We start from the raw sequence: 17,698 nt of genomic DNA on the forward strand, positions 1-17,698 counted from the left end.
GCCTGGCCGTCAGTCCCGGCGCAGCTTGCGGTACGTGACGCGGTGCGGGCGGGCGGCGTCCGCACCCAGACGGGCGACCTTGTTCTCCTCGTAGGAGGCGAAGTTGCCCTCGAACCAGTACCAGGCGGCCGGGTCCTCCTCGGTGCCCTCGTACGCCAGGATGTGCGTGGCCACCCTGTCCAGGAACCACCGGTCGTGCGAGACGACCACGGCGCAGCCGGGGAACTCCAGCAGGGCGTTCTCCAGCGAGCCGAGCGTCTCGACGTCCAGGTCGTTGGTGGGCTCGTCGAGCAGCAGCAGGTTGCCGCCCTGCTTGAGCGTGAGGGCCAGGTTCAGCCGGTTGCGCTCGCCACCGGAGAGCACACCGGCGGGCTTCTGCTGGTCGGGGCCCTTGAACCCGAACGCGGCGACGTACGCCCGCGAAGGCATCTCGACGTTGCCGACCTTGATGAAGTCGAGCCCGTCGGAGACGACCTCCCACAGGGTCTTCTTCGGGTCGATGCCCCCGCGCCCCTGGTCGACGTACGAGATCGAGACCGTCTCGCCGACCTTGAGGTTGCCGCCGTCGAGCGGCTCGAGGCCGACGATGGTCTTGAACAGGGTCGTCTTGCCGACACCGTTGGGGCCGATGACCCCGACGATGCCGTTGCGCGGCAGCGTGAAGCTCAGGCCGTCGATGAGCTTGCGGTCGTCGAAGCCCTTCTCCAGCTTCGTGGCCTCCAGGACGACCGAGCCCAGGCGCGGGCCCGGCGGGATCTGGATCTCCTCGAAGTCCAGCTTCCTGGTGCGGTCCGCCTCGGCGGCCATCTCCTCGTAGCGGGCCAGACGCGACTTGGACTTCGTCTGGCGACCCTTGGCGTTCGAGCGCACCCAGGCGAGCTCCTCGGCCAGGCGCTTGGCGAGCTTGGCGTCCTTCTTGCCCTGGACCTCCAGGCGGGCGCCCTTCTTCTCCAGGTAGGTGGAGTAGTTGCCCTCGTACGGGTACAGACGGCCGCGGTCGACCTCGCAGATCCACTCCGCGACGTGGTCCAGGAAGTACCGGTCGTGGGTGACGGCCAGGATCGCACCGGGGTACTGCTGCAGGTGCTGCTCGAGCCAGAGCACCGACTCGGCGTCCAGGTGGTTGGTGGGCTCGTCCAGCAGCAGCAGGTCGGGCTTCTCCAGCAGCAGCTTGCACAGGGCCACGCGGCGGCGCTCACCACCGGACAGCACGGAGACGTCGGCGTCCGGCGGCGGGCAGCGCAGCGCGTCCATGGCCTGCTCGAGCTGGGCGTCCAGGTCCCAGGCGTCGGCCGCGTCGATGGCTTCCTGCAGCTGGCCCATCTCGGCGAGCAGCGCGTCGAAGTCCGCGTCGGGCTCGGCCATGAGGGCCGAGATCTCGTTGTAGCGGTCGAGCTTGCCGTGGATCTCGGCGACGCCCTCCTGGACGTTGCCGAGCACGGTCTTGTTCTCGTTCAGCGGCGGCTCCTGCTGCAGGATGCCCACCGTGTAGCCGGGGCTCAGGCGCGCCTCACCGTTGGAGGGCTGGTCCAGGCCGGCCATGATCTTCAGGATCGTGGACTTGCCGGCGCCGTTGGGGCCGACGACGCCGATCTTGGCGCCGGGAAGGAAGTTGAGGGAGACGTCGTCGAGGATGACCTTGTCTCCGTGCGCCTTGCGCGCCTTGTACATGGAGTAGATGAACTCAGCCACTGGCTCTGTGTCCGCCTGCCTGCTCGGTGTGTGGGGGACGCGGCGGGTCGGCCGGCGTCGGGTGTGCGGCGCGGCCGACCTGCTGCGTCGTCGGGTGTGCCGGTCCCCCAGCCTAGGCGATCACCTGGCGGGCGCCAGGTCGCGTGCCTCCTGCTCGACCGCCACGAGGGTGCCCACGACGTCGGCGTCGTCGAGCGCCATGAGCGCCGAGACGTCGACGGGGTCGAGCCCGGGCTCCTGCGCGTCGCCGGGCTCGATCGGCTCGCCGGCACCCTCACCCTGGCCGCCGGTGTGGACCGTGCGCATGAACTGCGACGCACCGTAGGTCAGGTCGTGGCCGATCGCGGAGGCCTCGATGACCAGCGTGGTGCGCGGCCCGTCGGCGCCGGTCCAGTCCTCGGTGGCGATCCGCCCGTGCACCACCACGGGGTCGCCCTTGCGCAGCGAGGTGGCGGCGTTGAGGGCGGTGCCGCGGAAGCACTTGACGGTGAACCACTCGGTGCGGCCGTCCTTCCACACGCCCTGCTCACGGTCGAACCAGCGGCGCGTGCTGGCCAGCCGGAACGAGGTGAACGGCGTACCGCCGTCGGTGCCGGGGTAGTGCCGGACCGGCGTGGCGATCCAGCCGACGAGGGTCAGGTCGAGGGAGTGCGTGCTCATGGGTGCCTCCGGGGCGCGTGCCCCACGGTGTGCGGGGCGGGTCGCGCCAGACTCCCGAGGTCGGGGCCGGCCTCGTGCGGCGGCACGGCGCAGCGAGGGATGCAGACTGACCTGTCGGGGCTGGGGGCGGCTCGATGGCGCGGCGTTGCGCGCGCCCCGGATCAGCGGATCGCCGAGGCCGCCAGCTCCCGCACCCGGCGGTGCTCGGCCAGCACCGCCTGCGTCGGCTCCGCCAGCCGCACCAGCGCCACCTGCTCGAGCGCCGAGCGCCCGGCCCGCAGCACACCGGCAGCCCGGCGGCGCGCCGCGGCCCGGCGCACCGCGGCCGCCAGGACCAGCAGGGCGACGCCCCCTGCGACCAGCACGACCGCCCCGACGGTCGTCCACCCGTTGGCCGGCTCCCCACCACCGAACCGCGAGCCCACGGCCACCGCGGCGAGCAGCACCCCCAGACCCAGCACGACGATCGCCGCGACCGTGGTCAGCGCCGCCCAGCCCGAACGGCGCGCCGCGACCGCGACCCCGACCAGCGAGTCGGCCACGGCCAGCCGCAGCTCGGCCGCCGTGGCGACCCGCTCGGCGACGTCCTGCGACCAGCGCCGCGGCAGACCCGGCGTCACCGCACCCAGCCAGGCCGTGCGCGCGAGGTCCACGGCGTCGGCCTGCACCGCACCGAAGGCCGGCGCGGACCGTGAGCCACCGCGCACCACCGCGGCGACGGCGTCCGACACGGCCCGCAGACCGGCCGCACCGACCAGCGTCTCGACCACGTCACCCACACCCAACGCTGTCGGCGACGGCTCACGCAGCCCCACCTGGGCGGCCACCAGCGCCGCAGCGTCGTTGACCTCGGCGCCTGCCCGCTTGGCGGCCAGCGACCGGGTGCGGACCACGGCGGCCAGCAGGTCACGCAGCTCGGCGACCCCCTCCCCCGTGACCGCCGACACCGGGCGCACGTCGACCCCGGTGAGCCCGTCCTCCACGAGCAGCCGGGCCACGTCCGCGGCCAGGTCCTCCCGCACGTCGGGCGGCACCGTGTCGACCTGGTTGAGCACGACGACCATGGCGGCCTCATGACCCACCAGACGCTGCAGGTACCCGGTGTGCAGGGCGTCGTCGGCGTACTTCTGCGGGTCGACCACCCACACCAGCAGGTCGGCCTGCGGCAGCAGACGGTCCACGACCTCCCGGTGTGCCGGCTCGATCGAGTCGTGGTCGGGCAGGTCCAGCAGCACCAGGCCACGCAGCGGAGCCTCGGTGTCGCCGTCGAGCAGGCTCTCGCGCACGATGCGGCGGTCCTCGGCGACCGTCAACCAGTCCAGCAGCGGTCCGCCGTCCTCACCCCACACGCACGCCGTGATCTGCGAGGTCGTGGGGCGTTTGACGCCCACGTCGGCGAAGTCCAGCCCGCACACGGCGTTGAACAGGCTCGACTTGCCCGACCCCGTCCCGCCGACCAGCGCGACGACCGTCTGGTCGACCCCCAGCTCGATGCGTTCGCGCACGCCGTCGATGGTGCGCGACACACGGGCCACGACGGCCGGCTCCAGGCGTGCCCCGCCGACCACGAGCGCCTCGTCGAGCGCGACCACGCGCTGAGCCAGCTCCAGGGTCTCGTCACCGTGCAGCGCCCCCCGCGTCACGGCCACCTGCTCCGGCTCGCTCACGTGAGTCCCTTCAGCACGGCCAGTCGCAGCCGCAGACGCGAGGCTGCGTCATCGGCCAGGTCGGGGTGGTCCAGGGCGTCGGCGGCATGGGCACGTTCGAGCGCCACCTGGGCGAGCACCCGGTCCACGAGGTCGGCCCGCAGGTCGTCCACGGCCTGCGTGCCGGCCGCACCGAGCACGTCCGCGAGCAGGTCGCGCGCGGGGACCACACCGGCCGCACCGGCCAGGGCCAGCGCAGCCAGACCCTCGGTCGTCAGGACCTTCTCGGCCTTGGCCCGTCGCCGGGCCTCGCGTGCCACGTCCCTGCTGCGACGCGCCGCACCGTCCGGGTCCGTGGCCGGCGGGGGCACGGCCAGGGCGGCGCGGACCACGCGCGGACCCTGCGCCACCCAGCCACGGGCGGTCTGCTCAGCGGCCGACGAGCGGGTCTGCGCCGCCTCGGACGCCGACCAGGCGGCGTCCACCGACGCACCACCCTCAGGGGCGCCCGGGCCGACGATGCGTGCCCGCAGCACCCGTTCGGTGTGCGCACCGGCCGCACCCATGGCCGCCGTCACTGCGCGCACCAGGTCAGCGAGCAACGGCTCGACAGCCACCGCCCGCGCGCGACCAGCACGGGCGGAACCGCGCAGGCGCCCCGAGGGCCGCGGGATCCCGGCGAACGGCGCACCGGGGGCGGTCAGCTCGTCCCACCGCGCCCGCACCGCGCCGTCGGCCACGGCACCACCACGCACCGAGGCCACGGCCTGCGCGGACGGCTCGGCCAACGCCTCGTCGAGCGCAGCAGCGATCGTCGCGGCGGCGTCGGCCTGGTGCTGCACCGCCTCGGCCAGCTCGTCGACCCACGGGCGCAACGCCGACAACGACCCGCGCAACGTGCGGCCGATCACCGTGCGCGCCCGGTCCGGCCCGGCCAGCATCTGCAACCACCGTTGGATGGGCGCCACGACCGCCGCGGACAGCAACCCCTCGTGCGGCCCCACGTCGGGCACCACGAACAGCGGCGACCCCTGCAGCCCGTGGCCGCGCAGCCGCTCGAGCAGGTCACCGCGCACCGTCGGCAGCGAGGCGGGGGGCACCCGGTTGAGGACCATCGCGATCGAGGTGCCACGGTCGACCGCGGACTGCAGCACCTGCCAGGGCAGCGCATCCCCGTACCGTGCTGCCGTGGTGACGAACAGCCACAGGTCCGCCGCCTCGAGCAGCCGGTGCGCCGAGAGTCGGTTGGACTCCAGCACGGAGTCCAGGTCGGGCGCGTCCAGCAGCGCGATGCCGCGCGGCACGTTCTCGTCCGCGACGACCTCGACCGACTCCAGCACCGGATGATGCGAGAGCAGCTCGACGTCGAGCGGGTTGTGCACCAGCACCGGGCGACGCGTCGTGGGCCGCAGCACGCCCGCGGCGCTGACCTCGCGGCCGACCAGCGAGTTCACCAACGTCGACTTACCCGCCCCGGTCGAGCCGGACACGACGACCACCGCCGGCGCCGACAGCTCCGTCAGACGCGGGATCAGGTGCTCGGCCAGCTGGTCGACCAGCCGTTCCCGTGACGCCGAGGCACCCGGCGTGTCCGCGAGCTCCAACGGGAAGCCCGTAGCAGCCACGTCGCGGTGCAGGTCACGCACCGCGTCGAGCAACGACATGGCGGCCAACGGCCGGGCCAGCACGTCGCGGGCGAGCGCATCATGGCTCGACGACGCCGGGCGTGCCGAAGGCACGGACTGCGGGTCTACCGGCGCACTCACAGAACCATTGTCGTGGCGCGATCTGACCAGGCCAAACGCGCCACGCGGTGAACTGGTCACGGAAGGACCTTCCGGACACCCCAGATGCCTCCCGGCGGGGCTCCGCGGGCCCCCGCAGCGGCCACTACGCTGGTCACCGCACGTCACGGCCCCCGTAGCTCAACGGATAGAGCAACGGCCTTCTAATCCGTCGGTTGCAGGTTCGAGTCCTGCCGGGGGCGCCCACACGAGCCGCTATCGGTGATGGGGACGCCACGCGCCACCGCCATGGCGCGCGCCCCAGGCCCCAGGCCGGGTGCCGGAGCTGTCGGCGGTCAGCGACGCCCGTGAAAGCGCGGCCAGGTGTAGGAGAGCCCGACGCCGACCAGTCCGATGCCGAGGGTCAGAGCCACGGACGGCCACACGGAGTCGAACAGCACCATCGAGACGAGGCCGACCGCAGCGCCGAGCGCCCAGGATCTCACCGGCCGCCACCACGGGCCGCCGGTGCGGATCGACTCGCGAACGGCAGACGGGTCGACGGCCCGCGCATGCGGCGCTGTGGTCATCTCAGCCTCACCAGGTAGACGAGTCGGCGAGCGGAACACCGGCGAACGCAGTCAACCATCTTCCTGCCCGGAGCGTGGGCCGTGGCGAGAGGGTCGACCACCGCGGGGTTCGCCTCGACGCGGCGGACGTCCCGGGTCGTCACCGGGAAAAGACGTGCCCTGGGCACGTCCGCCGTGGTCTGGTGGTCTCACCGCAACCACCTCGACCAGGCCCCCGTCAGGGGGTCCGGTCGCTCACGCCCAGGAGACCACCGTGCACCCGAACATGATCTACGACCTGGTCCGTCAGGAGCAGGAGCGTCGGCTCGCCGACGCCGCCCTTCACCGTGGCACCACGCGCGGTCGGGCACGCAGACACCCGTCCGACGCCACGAGGCGCCCACCCTCGCGATGGTCGGTGCCGACGCTGCTCGCGTCGGCCCCGTCGACCCTCGTGGCCCGATGAGCCCGCCCGGCGGCCGTCCCTGACAAGGGGGACGGCCGCCGTTCTCGTGCAGCACCCACCCGGTCGTCGGCATCGCCGGCCATTCCCCGGATCCGGCCCTGCGCCACTCCCCCGCGTGGAACGATGAACGGGTGCCCACCCGCGTGACGTCACCCACCGGGGCACGCTGGTACGAGCCGCCGCTCCTCGCCGCCGCAGCCGCCGTGATCACCGTGCCCGTGCTGCACTGGGCCGGCGTCCGGTGGCGCACGGCCGCCCTTGTGGGTGCGGTCGCGTTCGTCGTCGTCGCCGTGGCCACCTGGGTCGCCTCGACCGTGCCCGGCCCTCCACCCGTCCCACAGACCCGGCCCACCGAGGCCCGCGCGGCGCGGCGGACCGACCCCCCGCCTGCCGCAGCGAACGCCCCGCGGCGTCCCCGACGCACCCGGCGGCAGTGAGGCGGTCCCGCGCTCCACCCGCCCCGGCGCCGTAGGCTGACCGCGTGACCAGCACGCCTGCCCCAGGAACCACGAACGGACACGAGTCGAACGACCGGATCGTGTGGATCGACTGCGAGATGACCGGCCTCGACCTGGGCGCCGACGCCCTCGTCGAGGTCGCCGCGGTCGTCACCGACTCCGAGCTGCGGGTGCTCGGCGACGGCGTCGACGTGCTCATCGCCCCACCCGCGCAGGCGCTGGAGCAGATGAACGACTTCGTCCGCACCATGCACACCACCTCCGGGCTGCTGGACGACCTGGCCGCCGGCACCACGCTCGCCGAGGCCCAGGCCACCGTGCTGGAGTACGTGCGCCGCTGGGTGCCCGACCCGTCCAAGGCACCCCTGGCCGGCAACTCGGTGGGCACCGACAAGGCGTTCCTCGAGCGCGACATGCCCGAGCTGGTCGCCCACCTGCACTACCGCGTGATCGACGTCTCCTCGATCAAGGAGCTCGCCCGGCGCTGGTACCCGCGCGTGTACTTCGCCTCCCCGGCGAAGAACGGCGGGCACCGGGCGCTCGCGGACATCCTCGAGAGCATCGACGAGCTGCGCTACTACCGTGCGGCGCTGCTGCCCGCGCAGCCGGGGCCGGACTCCGCTGCGGCCAAGGCCATCGCCGCCGAGGTCGTGGCGACGTCGGTCAAGCAGTCGGTCGCGCGCGACTGAGGCGCACAGCGACGCAGGAACGACGAAGGGCGCCGACCGTGAGGTCGACGCCCTTCGTGCTGCACGGGTGGCTAACGGGACTTGAACCCGCGACCCCCTGGACCACAACCAGGTGCTCTACCACCTGAGCTATAGCCACCACGCCTGGCGCGTGCGCCAGGGACGACGAAAAGTGTACCGGGTCCTCGGAGGTGGTCAGCACCGCCCCGGAACGGGCGCACGGCGCGGCCCACCGGAGCGACGCAGAGCGCAGTCGCCGGCGCCCGGTGAGGTCACAGACGTGCGGCCAGCGCGTCGGCGAACCGCTCGGCGGAACCCGGTCCGTGCTCGAAGAACAGCGACGGCTCGGTCAGCTCCAGCTCGAGCAGCACCGGCTTGCCCTCGTCGTCCGGGATGAGGTCCACGCGCGAGTACAGCAACGGACCGTCCAGCTGCGGCAGGACCTGCGGGAGCGCCGCGATGACCGCGTCGGCCACCGCACGTTCGGCCTCGGACGCCTCCCGCGGCTCCATCACCTCGCTGCGGTACAGCACACCCTCGGTCTGCTCGGCACGGAACGGCCCGGCCAGCAGCGGCCCCTTGCGGACCGAGTGGCTGAACTGGCCGTCGACGTACACCAGCGCGGTCTCCCCGACCGTGTCGACCTGGCGCAGGTAGCGCTGCAGCATGACGCGACGCCCGACGCCGAGCAGGTTCTTGGCATGCGTGATGGCCAACGAGCGTGAGGGGGTCTCGTCCGCCGCGTACCGGCCCGTGTCGCGCGAACCCGCACTGACGGTCGGCTTGATGACGAAGTCACCGAAGGCCGGGAACCGGGTGTGGATGGCCCGGGCGTCGAAGTTGCGCTCCGGGTCCAACCAGATGGTGGGGACGATCGGCACCCCGATGCGGTCCAGGTCACGCAGGTACGTCTTGTCGATGTTCCAGGTGACCACGTCGGAGGGGTTCAGCAGCCGGCTGCTGCGCTCGACGCGGCGCGTCCAGTCGGTGAACTGCACCGGGCGGTCCGTGTAGTCCCACGTCGAACGGATCACCACGTGCGAGTAGGCCGCCCAGTCGACGGTGGGGTCGTCCCAGACGACCGGTTCTGCCTCGATGCCACGTTCCCACAGCGCCTCACGCAGCGGGAGGTCGTCGGGGTCGAGCTCCGGCAGGGCAGCGCAGGTGGCCAGCGCCAGGCGTGCGGTCGAGTTCGTCACGGGTTGAGCGTATCGGGGTGCGCACCCGGGGGTCTCAGCACCCCACGACCCGGATATGACCCACCCTGACCTCTCAGCGCACGCCCGTCGCACCCGATGTGCCGGACAACGCAGGGCTGCAGCCCCGACGGCGGGGCAAAGAACGGACGACGGGTCGATGAACGCGGACGAGGAGCACGGCGGGGTGGGCAACCTGCTCGGCCCCGAGGACTGGGGCGCCCTGGTCGACGAGCTGGCCTTCCTGGCCGACTCCGACGCCACCGAGGCTGTCGCCCGTTCGGCGGCGATGCTGCGTCGTGCCCGCGACGAGGACGCCGTCCAGGCCGAGATGCAGCTGAGCTACTACGCGGCCGTGGCGCACCACGCCCTCGGGCAGGACTCCGACGCCCTGGCCGCCGCGTCACGCTCCGAGCAGCTGGCCCGCGAGAACGGCGAGCTGGTCTGGCAGTCGCGGGCACTGGCACGCGAAGGCCTCGTGCACCACGACCTGGGCAACATCGAGGACGCCGTCGACCTGCTCACGCGGGCCGTCGAGCTGCGACGCGAGGCCGACGACGTCGCCGGCACCGCCGACGTGCTGACCACGCTGGGCACCGTGTACACCGCGATGCCGCACTTCGCCCCGCAGGCCGCCGGAGTGCTCACGCAGGCCCACCGGCTGTGGCTGCAGGCCGGCGACCCGGACCGTGCCTCGATCGCGCACGCACACCTGGCACGCACGTTCGTCGAGACCAGCGCCCGCCTGGCGGAGGAGAACCCGCGCGGCGCACGCGCCGCGGCCCGGCGTGCCCTGGCCCTGGCCCTGGAGGCCGTGCAGGACGCCGATGCCGCCGGGCTGAGCCGCACGTCCATCGACGCCCGGTTCACGGTGGCCACCGCGCACGTGCTCGCCGACGACCTGCCCGCCGCCGGCGCCGTGCTGGACACCGCCGCCGACATGCTCGACCGCTTCCCGTCGGCCATGCAGCGCCTGGCCCTGCACCGCATCCGCTCAGGGTGGCTGATGCGCAGCGGCCGTTTCGCGGACGCGACCCTCGAGGCGACCGCCGGTCTTGTGCTGTGCGACGAGCTGCGGCGCCCGGCCGAACGCGCCGGCCTGCTGCAGGTGCTCGTCGACGCCGAGGAGTCGCAGGGCAACCTGGCAGGTGCGCTCGACGCCCTGCACGAGCTGCACGAGCTGACCGTGCGCACCGGGGACGCCATGGCCGAACGCCGCGCCGCCCTGCTGGGCGCCCGCATGGAGCTGGACCGCGCCGAGCGGGTCGCCGAGTCGGAACGTCGCCGCTCGCAGGAGCTCGAGGAGCACAACGCGCGCCTGGCGCACGAGGCCGCGCACGACCCGCTGACGGGGCTGGCGAACCGCAGGGCGCTGGACCGCGAGCTGGCGCGGCGCCTGGAGGACCGCCGGCAGTTCACCGTGGCGCTCGTCGACGTCGACCACTTCAAGCGCGTCAACGACACCTGGTCGCACCAGACCGGCGACGCGGTGCTGCAGCGGATCGCCCACACCATGCGTGCGGGCCTGCGCACGGGCGACCTGGCGGCCCGGTACGGCGGCGAGGAGTTCGCCCTGGTGCTCGACGGCCTGGCTGGACCGAAGGCGCTGGAGATCTGCGAGCGGCTGCGGGCCCGCGTGGAGGCGCTGGTGTGGGAGGGGCCCATGTCGGACTCCCGTGTGACCGTCAGCGTCGGCGTGTCCGCGTGGCGGCCCGGCGAGACGATCGACCGCACGTTGGCCCGGGCCGACGCCGGGCTGTACGAGGCGAAGGCAGGCGGCCGCAACCAGGTGCGCCAGTCGGCGAGCACCGACGCCTGAGACCTCGAGGTCCGGACCGTCTCGGACTCCGCCGGGTCACGGCGCGGCGCGGCATGGTGAGATACCCGGATGGGTCACGCCCCGACGACGAAGAGAGGCCCTGACCGGCGTTTCCGCTGGTCAGGGCCTCTCGCTGTGCGCCATCAGGGACTCGAACCCCGAACCCGCTGATTAAGAGTCAGCTGCTCTGCCAATTGAGCTAATGGCGCGCGATTGAGAACGTTAGCGGGTCGCGGCCGAAGAATCCAACTCGGACCCCCCGCCGTGACGACCGTCACTCCGGGTCGGTCGCGCCGCGGTCCGCGGACCCCTCGGCGGGGCCCCCGCCACCCGACTCCCACCAGGCGTCCTCCGGCAGCCCCTCCTCCGCGAGGATCTGTGAGGACGACCCACCAGGAGCGGCCAGAAGGTCCACCAGGAGCGCGAGCGGGACATGCTCGGCGAGCAGGTCCTTGATGGCCTGCGCCTCGTCCCGGGCGGCGTCGTCCACGCGCGTCCTCCTCGTCGGCCCGCACGGCGGCGGTTCCGCGCCGGGTTCTTCATCGGAGCATCACGGCAGAGCCTGTGCAACACCTGAAGGCCCGCGAAGTGGCCGATGTCACCCGGATGATGCGCAGACCACCCGGATGGCCCTCACAGGTACAGGCCGGTGCCCTGACCCTCACCGCGCGGCTCGGCCACGGCGTGGACGTCCTTCTCCCGCAGGAGCAGGTACATGGAGCCCTCCAGCTCGACCTCGGCCCGCTCCTCGGCGTCGAAGAGCACCTTGTCGCCGACCTCCACCTGGCGCACGTGCTGCCCGACGGCCCGCACCGATCCCCACGTCAGCCGCTTGCCGACGACGGCCGTCGCGGGGATCACGATGCCGGCGCTCGACCGGCGCTCCGCGGAGTCCCCGTCGAGCGCGACCAGCAGGCGGTCGTTGAGCATGCGGATCGGCAGGTCGGTCCGCGGGGTGCCGGCGGCGGGGCTGTTCACGGCCCCGACGGTACCCGCTCGCCCTACGCTGGACGCCCACGGCCCAGCCCGGGCCGCCCGCCAGCCCATGAGGAGCACCCGTGCCCCGTCTCGCCGTCGGCGACACCGCACCCGACTTCACGCTGCCCACCGCTGACGGAGGCACCGTCCGGCTGCACGACCTGCGCGGGCGCCGCGTCATCGTGTACTTCTACCCGGCCGCATCGACCCCCGGGTGCACCAAGGAGGCGTGCGACTTCCGCGACTCGCTGGCCTCGCTGCAGTCCGCCGGCTACGCCGTGGTCGGCATCTCCCCCGACCCGGTCCCCGCCCTGGCGGCGTTCGCGGAGGCAGAGGCGTTGACCTTCCCCCTCGCCTCGGACCTCGAGCGGTCGACCCTCGAGGCGTGGGGCGCCTGGGGCGAGAAGACGCTCTACGGCAAGACCGTCACCGGCGTCATCCGTTCGACGGTCGTCGTGGACGAGGCCGGCGTCGTCACCCACGCCCAGTACAACGTGCGCGCCACCGGCCACGTGGCCCGGCTGCGACGCGAGCTCGGCCTGGGCTGACGCACACCTCGTACCCGGGGCGCGCGTGGCAGACTCGCTGCGCCCCGGGGCTGCGTCGGCGACGACGCGCGGGGCGCGCCGGCAACGGTGCAGCGGGAGTGGTGAAACGGCAGCCACGCCAGGTTTAGGTCCTGGTGCCCGAGAGGGCGTGCGGGTTCAAGTCCCGTCTCCCGCACACGACGACGGCCGGCCCGTCAGGACCGGCCGTCGTGGCTCGCGCCGGCAGTCGATCAGGACTGCGCGGCCTGCTCGGCGATCTTCGCGCGGACCTCGTCCATGTCCAGGCCCTTGACGGCCTCGACGACCTGCGCCAGCGCGGGGGCCGGCAGCGCACCCGGCTGACGGAACACGAGGATGCCCTCGCGGAACGCCATCAGGGTGGGGATCGAGGTGATCTGCAGCTCGGCGGCGAGCTCCTGCTCGGCCTCGGTGTCGATCTTGGCGTGCACCACACCGGGGTTCGCCTCGGACGACTGCTCGAAGATCGGCCCGAACCGCTTGCACGGCCCGCACCACTCCGCCCAGAAGTCGACGAGGACGATGTCGTTGTCGGTGATGGTCGAGCCGAGGGTCTCGGCGGTCAGCTCCGTGGTGGCCATGCTGCTCTCCTTGCTCGTACGGGTCCGGTGCGTAGAGCGCAGGGCGACCCCGCGGTATTCCCCGGTCGCAGCGTGCCTGGTAGGCCTGCGCGCCGGCTCGGGGTAGAACTGCACGGTGACCGAGACCGTCGACTTCCCGCCCGACCCCGAACGGCCCGCCGGGTGGCTCAGCCCCGGGCAGATCGCGGCCGCCCGGACCCAGCTGCCGATCCTGTACGTGGACGCGATCCCCGTGCGCGTGGACGACTCCGGCGACGTGGTCGCCGTCGGGCTGCTGCTGCGTGTCACCCCGGAGGGCGTCATGTCACGCGCCCTGGTGTCGGGGCGCGTGATGTACCACGAGCGGGTCCGCGACGCGCTGCTGCGTCACATCGAGAAGGACCTCGGGCCGGTCGCCCTGCCGCAGATCCCGTCCTCACCGCAGCCGTTCACCGTCGCCGAGTACTTCCCGACCCCCGGTGTGACGCCGTACCACGACCCCCGCCAGCACGCGGTGTCGCTGGCCTACGTGGTGCCCGTCTCCGGGGACTGCCGCCCGCAGCACGACGCGATCGACCTGGCATGGCTGACACCCGAGGAGGCGTGCGCCGAGCCGGTGCAGGTCGAGATGAACGGCGGCCAGGGGCTGCTGCTGCGCCAGGCGATGGGCTGGGTCGGCCGGCTGCCCTGAGCCGACCCGGCCGAGGCTGAGTCCGCTAGAGGCTGAGTCCGTCAGAGGCTGAGCCCGTCAGAGGCTGAGCTCGGGCCAGTCCGCCAGGTCGGCGCGCATCGCCCGGTCGTGCGTGGCGACGACCACAGCCGCCGAGGTCGCCCGCAGCGCCTGCGTGAGCTCGTCGACCAGGCCGACCGACAGGTGGTTGGTGGGTTCGTCGAGCAGCAGCACGTGCGGCGCCGCGAGCAGCGCGCACGCCAGGTCGAACCGGCGCCGCTGACCCACCGACAGCTCACGCAGGGGCCGGTCGAGATCGTTCTCGGTGAGCAGGCCGAGTGCGGCCACGGGCACCAGCTGTGCGGGGTCCAGCAGGCCGCCGTGCAGCAGCCGCAACGCATGCCGGGCGTACGCGTCGAACGACGTCGTCGCATCGTCCGCCGACCCGGCGTGCTCGCTCGCGCCCTCCTGCCCCAGGACACCCAGACGCACCCCCGGTGCCACGCTCCGCGTGCCGCGGTCGAGGCCGAGCGTGCCGGCCAGCGCGGCGAGCAACGTCGACTTGCCCGACCCGTTGGGCCCGGTGATCAGCAGCCGCCCGCACGGCGGCACCTCGATGCGGCGCCCGGGCAGGTCCAGCCGGACCCGGCCCGCACCGGTGACCAGCGGTGCGCGCAGCTCCAGCAGCGGACCGGGCTGCGGCTCGCGCGGCAGCGAGGGCAGGTCCGGGAACCGCAGGGACAGGGGCGGCACCGGCACCTCGACAGCCTGCGCCTCGAGCCGTTGCACGAGCCGGTCGGCCGCCTTGACATGGATGCGTGCGCGCGTGGCGCGGCGGTTCTTGTCGGATCCCTTCGGTGGACGCCACTCGTCGGACAGGCCCTCGTAGGACACGTCGAGACGTTCGGCGAGCTGCTCGGCACGCTTGCGCTCCTGCCGGTACCGCACGCGCCACCGACGCAGCATCTGGTCCCGGGCGAACCGGTAGGTGACGTAGCGGGACGCGCCGTACAGGGTCGGGCGCCCGTCCATCGAGGGGTCCAGGTCGAGGATCGCCGTCATCACGTCGTCGAGCAGGCGGCGGTCGTGCGTGACGATCACCACGGCACCAGCCCAGCCGCGCAGCTGCGCCGTCAGATAGTCGATGCCGGCGACGTCCAGGTGGTTGGTCGGCTCGTCCAGCAGCAGCACGTCGGCGCGCTCGGCCACCCGGCAGGCCAGACGCACGCGGTACCGCTCACCGACGGAGAGGGTCGCCAGGGCCCGCGCGGGGTCACGCGGGGCACCGAAGCGCGTCAACGCCTCGTCGGCCCGCCGGTCGACGTCCCACGCGGCCAGCTGTTCGTAGCGTGCGAGCACCGCCGCCAGGTGCGCCAGGTCACCGCCCTCGTGGTCGAACGCGGCGATCGTCGACTCCAGCTCGGCCGCCACCGCCCGCACACCCGCCAGGGTGGCGTCGACGAGGGCACCCACGGTGTCCCCGGGTTCCACGTCGAGCTCCTGCTCGACCACCGCCAGCGACCCCGTGCGTCGCACCTCGCCCGACAGCGGCGCGAGGTCACCCGCCAGGACCCGCAGCAGGGTCGTCTTGCCGGCGCCGTTCTCCCCCACCAGCCCGATGCGCTCACCGGCGGACACCGTCAGGTCCAACCGGTCCAGCACCGGACGCCCGGGGTACCCGAACGTCACGGCCTCGGCCACCAGCTGGACCGTGCCGTCGGCGACCGGCGCGCCGGGTGCGCCCACCGGTGACCTCACCCGTGCAGCACGCGCACGACCACCGGCGCCAGCGCACGGAACGCCTGCCCGCGGTGGCTGATCGCATGCTTCTCGTCGGGCGTCAGCTCGGCGCACGTGCGGTGCTCCCCCAGCGGCACCAGCACCGGGTCGTAGCCGAACCCGTGGGTGCCGCGGGGTGCGGTGGCCAGCGTGCCCACGAGCTCACCGGTCTCCACGTGCTCGAACCCGTCCGGGGTGACCAGCGCGGCGGCGCACACGAACCGGGCACCGCGGTGCGGGTCACGGATGTCCGCCAGCTGCGCCAGCAGCAGGGCGAGGTTCGCCGCATCGTCCCCGTGCCGGCCCGACCAACGGGCCGAGAAGATGCCGGGCGCACCACCGAGCACGTCCACGCTGAGCCCGGAGTCGTCGGCCACGGCCGGCAGTCCCGTGGCCTGGGCGAGGGCCCGGGCCTTGAGCAGCGCGTTCTCGGCGAACGTCAGACCGTCCTCGACCGGCTCGGGGGCGCCCACGTCGCGCGCACCGACCACCTGCTCGGGCAGCAGCCCGGGCAGCGCGGGGACCAGGATCGCGCGCAGCTCGCTGATCTTGTGCGCGTTGTGCGTGGCCAGCACGAGCCGAGGGGCTGCGCTCACGCGGAGGCTCCCACGACCTGCGCCCGCGTGGCGGTGCCGTCGGCCGCCGGAGCAGCCAGGGCCGCGGCCTGCAGCTGCGCCAGCTCGGCGGTGCCCGCCAGGGCCAGGTCCAGCAGCGCGTCCAGCTCGTCACGGTCGAACGGTGCGTGCTCCGCGGTGCCCTGCACCTCGACGAACGTGCCCGACCCGGTCACCACGACGTTCATGTCGGTGTCGGCCTTGACGTCCTCCACGTACGGCAGGTCCAGCACCGGCACACCGCCGACCACGCCGACGCTGATCGCCGAGACGGAGTCCTTCAGCACGGTGCGCGCCGGGCGGATGATGCCCTTGGCCTTCGCCCACGCCACGGCGTCCGCGAGCGCCACGTACGCGCCGGTGATCGAGGCGGTGCGGGTGCCCCCGTCGGCTTGCAGCACGTCGCAGTCGAGCACGATGGTGTTCTCCCCCAGCGCGGCGACGTCCACGACGGCGCGCAGCGAGCGGCCGATGAGGCGGGAGATCTCGTGGGTGCGGCCGCCGATCTTGCCGCGCACCGACTCGCGGTCCGAGCGGGTCGAGGTGGCACGCGGCAGCATCGAGTACTCGGCGGTGACCCAGCCCTCGCCCGATCCCTTGCGCCAGCGCGGCACACCCTCGGTGAACGAGGCGACGCACAGCACCTTGGTCCCGCCGAACTCGACCAGCACGCTGCCCTCGCCGGCCTCGAGGAACCCGCGGGTGATCGTCACCGGCCGCAGCTGGTCGGGGCGGCGCCCGTCGGGGCGCGCGGAGGTGGTCGAGGGGTTCGCAGTCATGGCGACGAGCCTACGACGAGCCCCACCACGGTCGGGGACACCCCCGCCGCACGCCCGCGGGAGGCGAGGTCCTCGTCCGCACCGCGGAAGCAGCAGGGACGGCGCACCCCTTGACCTTGACACCGTGTCAAGGTCCTTGATGGGGTCAGGAGGTGGTCACGATGACCCACGCACGGACGAACGAGTCGACGTCGCTACTGCGGCGTGCCCTGTCGGCGCCGGCGCCGTCGACCCGGCTGCAGGCTGCCCTCACCGCCGGGAGCGCCCCGACGGTCGAGGACGTCGAGGCGCTCATCGAGCGGTGCGCGATCGAGCCGGACTTCTCCGTGCGGGACATGCTCACGTGGGCACTGGTCAGGAACGACACCCCGACCGTGGTCGAGCGGCTCCTGGTCGAGCTCGGGTCCGAGGTCGCGCAGGCACGGGCGCAGGCTCTGCACACCCTGTCCAAGATCGGGCACCCGGACACCTGGCCCGCCATCACGTCCTCGCTCCTGCTCGACGACGACCACGAGGTCGCACGCACGGCGTGGCGCACCGCTGCGGGCCTGGTCCCGCCCGGTGAGGAGACCGCGCTCGCCGAGACGTTGTCGACGCAGCTCAACCGTGGGGGGCGAGAGGTGCAGCTGAGCCTCAGTCGCGCGCTCGTGGCGCTGGGCGAGGCCGCGGCGGCCGCCGTCGAGCGGGCGACGTCCGACCCCGACCCGGGCGTGCGCGCGCACGCGATCGCGACCGCGCGGCTGATGAAGGACCCCGACGAGGCGTTCGAGGCGGCGATCGGCGAGGCACGTCGGGTCGTCGCCCTGCGCGCCGCACCCGCCGTGAGGGACTGA

The 17,698-nt window shown here is 73.3% G+C and carries 18 protein-coding genes and 4 tRNA genes; 8 read left to right on the forward strand and 14 right to left on the reverse strand.

Annotated elements, in window-relative coordinates:
• Positions 1-9: 9 nt before the first annotated feature.
• From ettA to ACTHAM_RS09025, 4 genes are all read right to left on the reverse strand, one after another.
• On the reverse strand, positions 10-1,692 hold the full coding sequence (ettA, locus tag ACTHAM_RS09010; protein ID WP_440686550.1) for an energy-dependent translational throttle protein EttA: 1,683 nt from the start codon (positions 1,690-1,692) through the stop codon (positions 10-12).
• A 120-nt stretch (positions 1,693-1,812) separates the two neighbouring features.
• Positions 1,813-2,352: a single-stranded DNA-binding protein gene (locus tag ACTHAM_RS09015; RefSeq protein ID WP_440686552.1), complete on the reverse strand. Its 540-nt coding sequence runs from the start codon at positions 2,350-2,352 to the stop codon at positions 1,813-1,815.
• 161 nt (positions 2,353-2,513) lie between these two features.
• Positions 2,514-4,019 (reverse strand): GTPase, encoded by a 1,506-nt coding sequence (locus tag ACTHAM_RS09020; RefSeq protein WP_440686554.1) that lies wholly within the window; start codon positions 4,017-4,019, stop codon positions 2,514-2,516.
• A complete protein-coding gene (locus ACTHAM_RS09025) occupies positions 4,016-5,764 on the reverse strand; it encodes a dynamin family protein (RefSeq protein WP_440686556.1) in 1,749 nt (582 codons plus the stop codon). The genes ACTHAM_RS09020 and ACTHAM_RS09025 overlap by 4 nt, the downstream gene beginning before the upstream one ends.
• Positions 5,765-5,912: 148 nt before the next feature.
• Between ACTHAM_RS09025 and ACTHAM_RS09030 the strand changes: the two genes are divergently transcribed.
• Positions 5,913-5,985: transfer RNA gene (locus ACTHAM_RS09030), tRNA-Arg, on the forward strand.
• 93 nt (positions 5,986-6,078) lie between these two features.
• Here the strand turns inward: ACTHAM_RS09030 and ACTHAM_RS09035 are convergent.
• Positions 6,079-6,228 carry a hypothetical protein gene (locus tag ACTHAM_RS09035; protein ID WP_440686558.1) on the reverse strand — a complete coding sequence of 50 codons (150 nt, stop codon included), beginning with the start codon at positions 6,226-6,228 and terminating at the stop codon, positions 6,079-6,081.
• Positions 6,229-6,888: 660 nt separating this feature from the next.
• Between ACTHAM_RS09035 and ACTHAM_RS09040 the strand changes: the two genes are divergently transcribed.
• Together ACTHAM_RS09040 and orn are read left to right on the forward strand one after the other, a co-directional pair.
• Positions 6,889-7,194: a hypothetical protein gene (locus ACTHAM_RS09040; RefSeq protein ID WP_440686560.1), complete on the forward strand. Its 306-nt coding sequence runs from the start codon at positions 6,889-6,891 to the stop codon at positions 7,192-7,194.
• A 44-nt stretch (positions 7,195-7,238) separates the two neighbouring features.
• On the forward strand, positions 7,239-7,904 hold the full coding sequence (gene orn / locus ACTHAM_RS09045; RefSeq protein ID WP_440686562.1) for an oligoribonuclease: 666 nt from the start codon (positions 7,239-7,241) through the stop codon (positions 7,902-7,904).
• Positions 7,905-7,970: 66 nt separating this feature from the next.
• Here orn and ACTHAM_RS09050 read toward each other — a convergent pair.
• Together ACTHAM_RS09050 and ACTHAM_RS09055 are read right to left on the reverse strand one after the other, a co-directional pair.
• Positions 7,971-8,043: transfer RNA gene (locus ACTHAM_RS09050), tRNA-His, on the reverse strand.
• Positions 8,044-8,176: 133 nt separating this feature from the next.
• On the reverse strand, positions 8,177-9,103 hold the full coding sequence (locus tag ACTHAM_RS09055) for an ATP-grasp domain-containing protein (RefSeq protein ID WP_440686564.1): 927 nt from the start codon (positions 9,101-9,103) through the stop codon (positions 8,177-8,179).
• Positions 9,104-9,260: 157 nt separating this feature from the next.
• On the opposite strand from ACTHAM_RS09055, the gene ACTHAM_RS09060 reads away from it, so the two are divergent.
• Positions 9,261-10,919, forward strand: a complete 1,659-nt coding sequence (locus tag ACTHAM_RS09060) for a diguanylate cyclase (RefSeq protein ID WP_440686566.1) — start codon at positions 9,261-9,263, stop codon at positions 10,917-10,919.
• A 136-nt stretch (positions 10,920-11,055) separates the two neighbouring features.
• On the opposite strand, the gene ACTHAM_RS09065 is transcribed toward ACTHAM_RS09060, so the two are convergent.
• The 3 genes from ACTHAM_RS09065 to ACTHAM_RS09075 form a co-directional block, all read right to left on the reverse strand.
• Positions 11,056-11,128: transfer RNA gene (locus tag ACTHAM_RS09065), tRNA-Lys, on the reverse strand.
• 65 nt (positions 11,129-11,193) lie between these two features.
• Entirely contained in the window at positions 11,194-11,409 is a 216-nt protein-coding gene (locus ACTHAM_RS09070; protein WP_440686568.1) for a hypothetical protein, read from the reverse strand.
• Positions 11,410-11,552: 143 nt separating this feature from the next.
• Complete coding sequence (locus ACTHAM_RS09075) at positions 11,553-11,849, reverse strand: GroES family chaperonin (protein WP_440686871.1); 297 nt, start codon at positions 11,847-11,849, stop codon at positions 11,553-11,555.
• A 128-nt stretch (positions 11,850-11,977) separates the two neighbouring features.
• Here ACTHAM_RS09075 and bcp point away from each other — a divergent pair, with 128 nt between their 5' ends.
• Together bcp and ACTHAM_RS09085 are read left to right on the forward strand one after the other, a co-directional pair.
• Complete coding sequence (bcp, locus tag ACTHAM_RS09080) at positions 11,978-12,445, forward strand: thioredoxin-dependent thiol peroxidase (RefSeq protein ID WP_440686570.1); 468 nt, start codon at positions 11,978-11,980, stop codon at positions 12,443-12,445.
• Positions 12,446-12,537: 92 nt separating this feature from the next.
• Positions 12,538-12,620, forward strand: a tRNA-Leu gene (locus ACTHAM_RS09085).
• A 55-nt stretch (positions 12,621-12,675) separates the two neighbouring features.
• Here ACTHAM_RS09085 and trxA read toward each other — a convergent pair.
• Positions 12,676-13,044: a thioredoxin gene (gene trxA, locus ACTHAM_RS09090; RefSeq protein WP_440686572.1), complete on the reverse strand. Its 369-nt coding sequence runs from the start codon at positions 13,042-13,044 to the stop codon at positions 12,676-12,678.
• A 115-nt stretch (positions 13,045-13,159) separates the two neighbouring features.
• On the opposite strand from trxA, the gene ACTHAM_RS09095 reads away from it, so the two are divergent.
• The gene (locus tag ACTHAM_RS09095; RefSeq protein ID WP_440686574.1) at positions 13,160-13,714 is read left to right on the forward strand and encodes an NUDIX hydrolase family protein; all 555 of its coding nucleotides are present in this window, start codon (positions 13,160-13,162) and stop codon (positions 13,712-13,714) included.
• Positions 13,715-13,771: 57 nt separating this feature from the next.
• On the opposite strand, the gene ACTHAM_RS09100 is transcribed toward ACTHAM_RS09095, so the two are convergent.
• Genes ACTHAM_RS09100 through rph form a run of 3 tightly spaced genes read right to left on the reverse strand, consistent with a single transcriptional unit; the run spans position 13,772 to position 16,865 of the window.
• Positions 13,772-15,439 carry an ABC-F family ATP-binding cassette domain-containing protein gene (locus ACTHAM_RS09100; RefSeq protein ID WP_440686576.1) on the reverse strand — a complete coding sequence of 556 codons (1,668 nt, stop codon included), beginning with the start codon at positions 15,437-15,439 and terminating at the stop codon, positions 13,772-13,774.
• Positions 15,440-15,447: 8 nt separating this feature from the next.
• Positions 15,448-16,068 carry an RdgB/HAM1 family non-canonical purine NTP pyrophosphatase gene (gene rdgB, locus ACTHAM_RS09105; protein ID WP_440686578.1) on the reverse strand — a complete coding sequence of 207 codons (621 nt, stop codon included), beginning with the start codon at positions 16,066-16,068 and terminating at the stop codon, positions 15,448-15,450.
• Entirely contained in the window at positions 16,065-16,865 is an 801-nt protein-coding gene (gene rph, locus ACTHAM_RS09110; protein WP_440686580.1) for a ribonuclease PH, read from the reverse strand. The genes rdgB and rph overlap by 4 nt, the downstream gene beginning before the upstream one ends.
• A gap of 161 nt (positions 16,866-17,026) precedes the next feature.
• Between rph and ACTHAM_RS09115 the strand changes: the two genes are divergently transcribed.
• Positions 17,027-17,698: a HEAT repeat domain-containing protein gene (locus ACTHAM_RS09115; protein WP_440686582.1), complete on the forward strand. Its 672-nt coding sequence runs from the start codon at positions 17,027-17,029 to the stop codon at positions 17,696-17,698.

Source organism: Cellulomonas soli, from assembly GCF_052036975.1.
In the GTDB taxonomy this organism is placed as follows: domain Bacteria; phylum Actinomycetota; class Actinomycetes; order Actinomycetales; family Cellulomonadaceae; genus Cellulomonas; species Cellulomonas soli_A.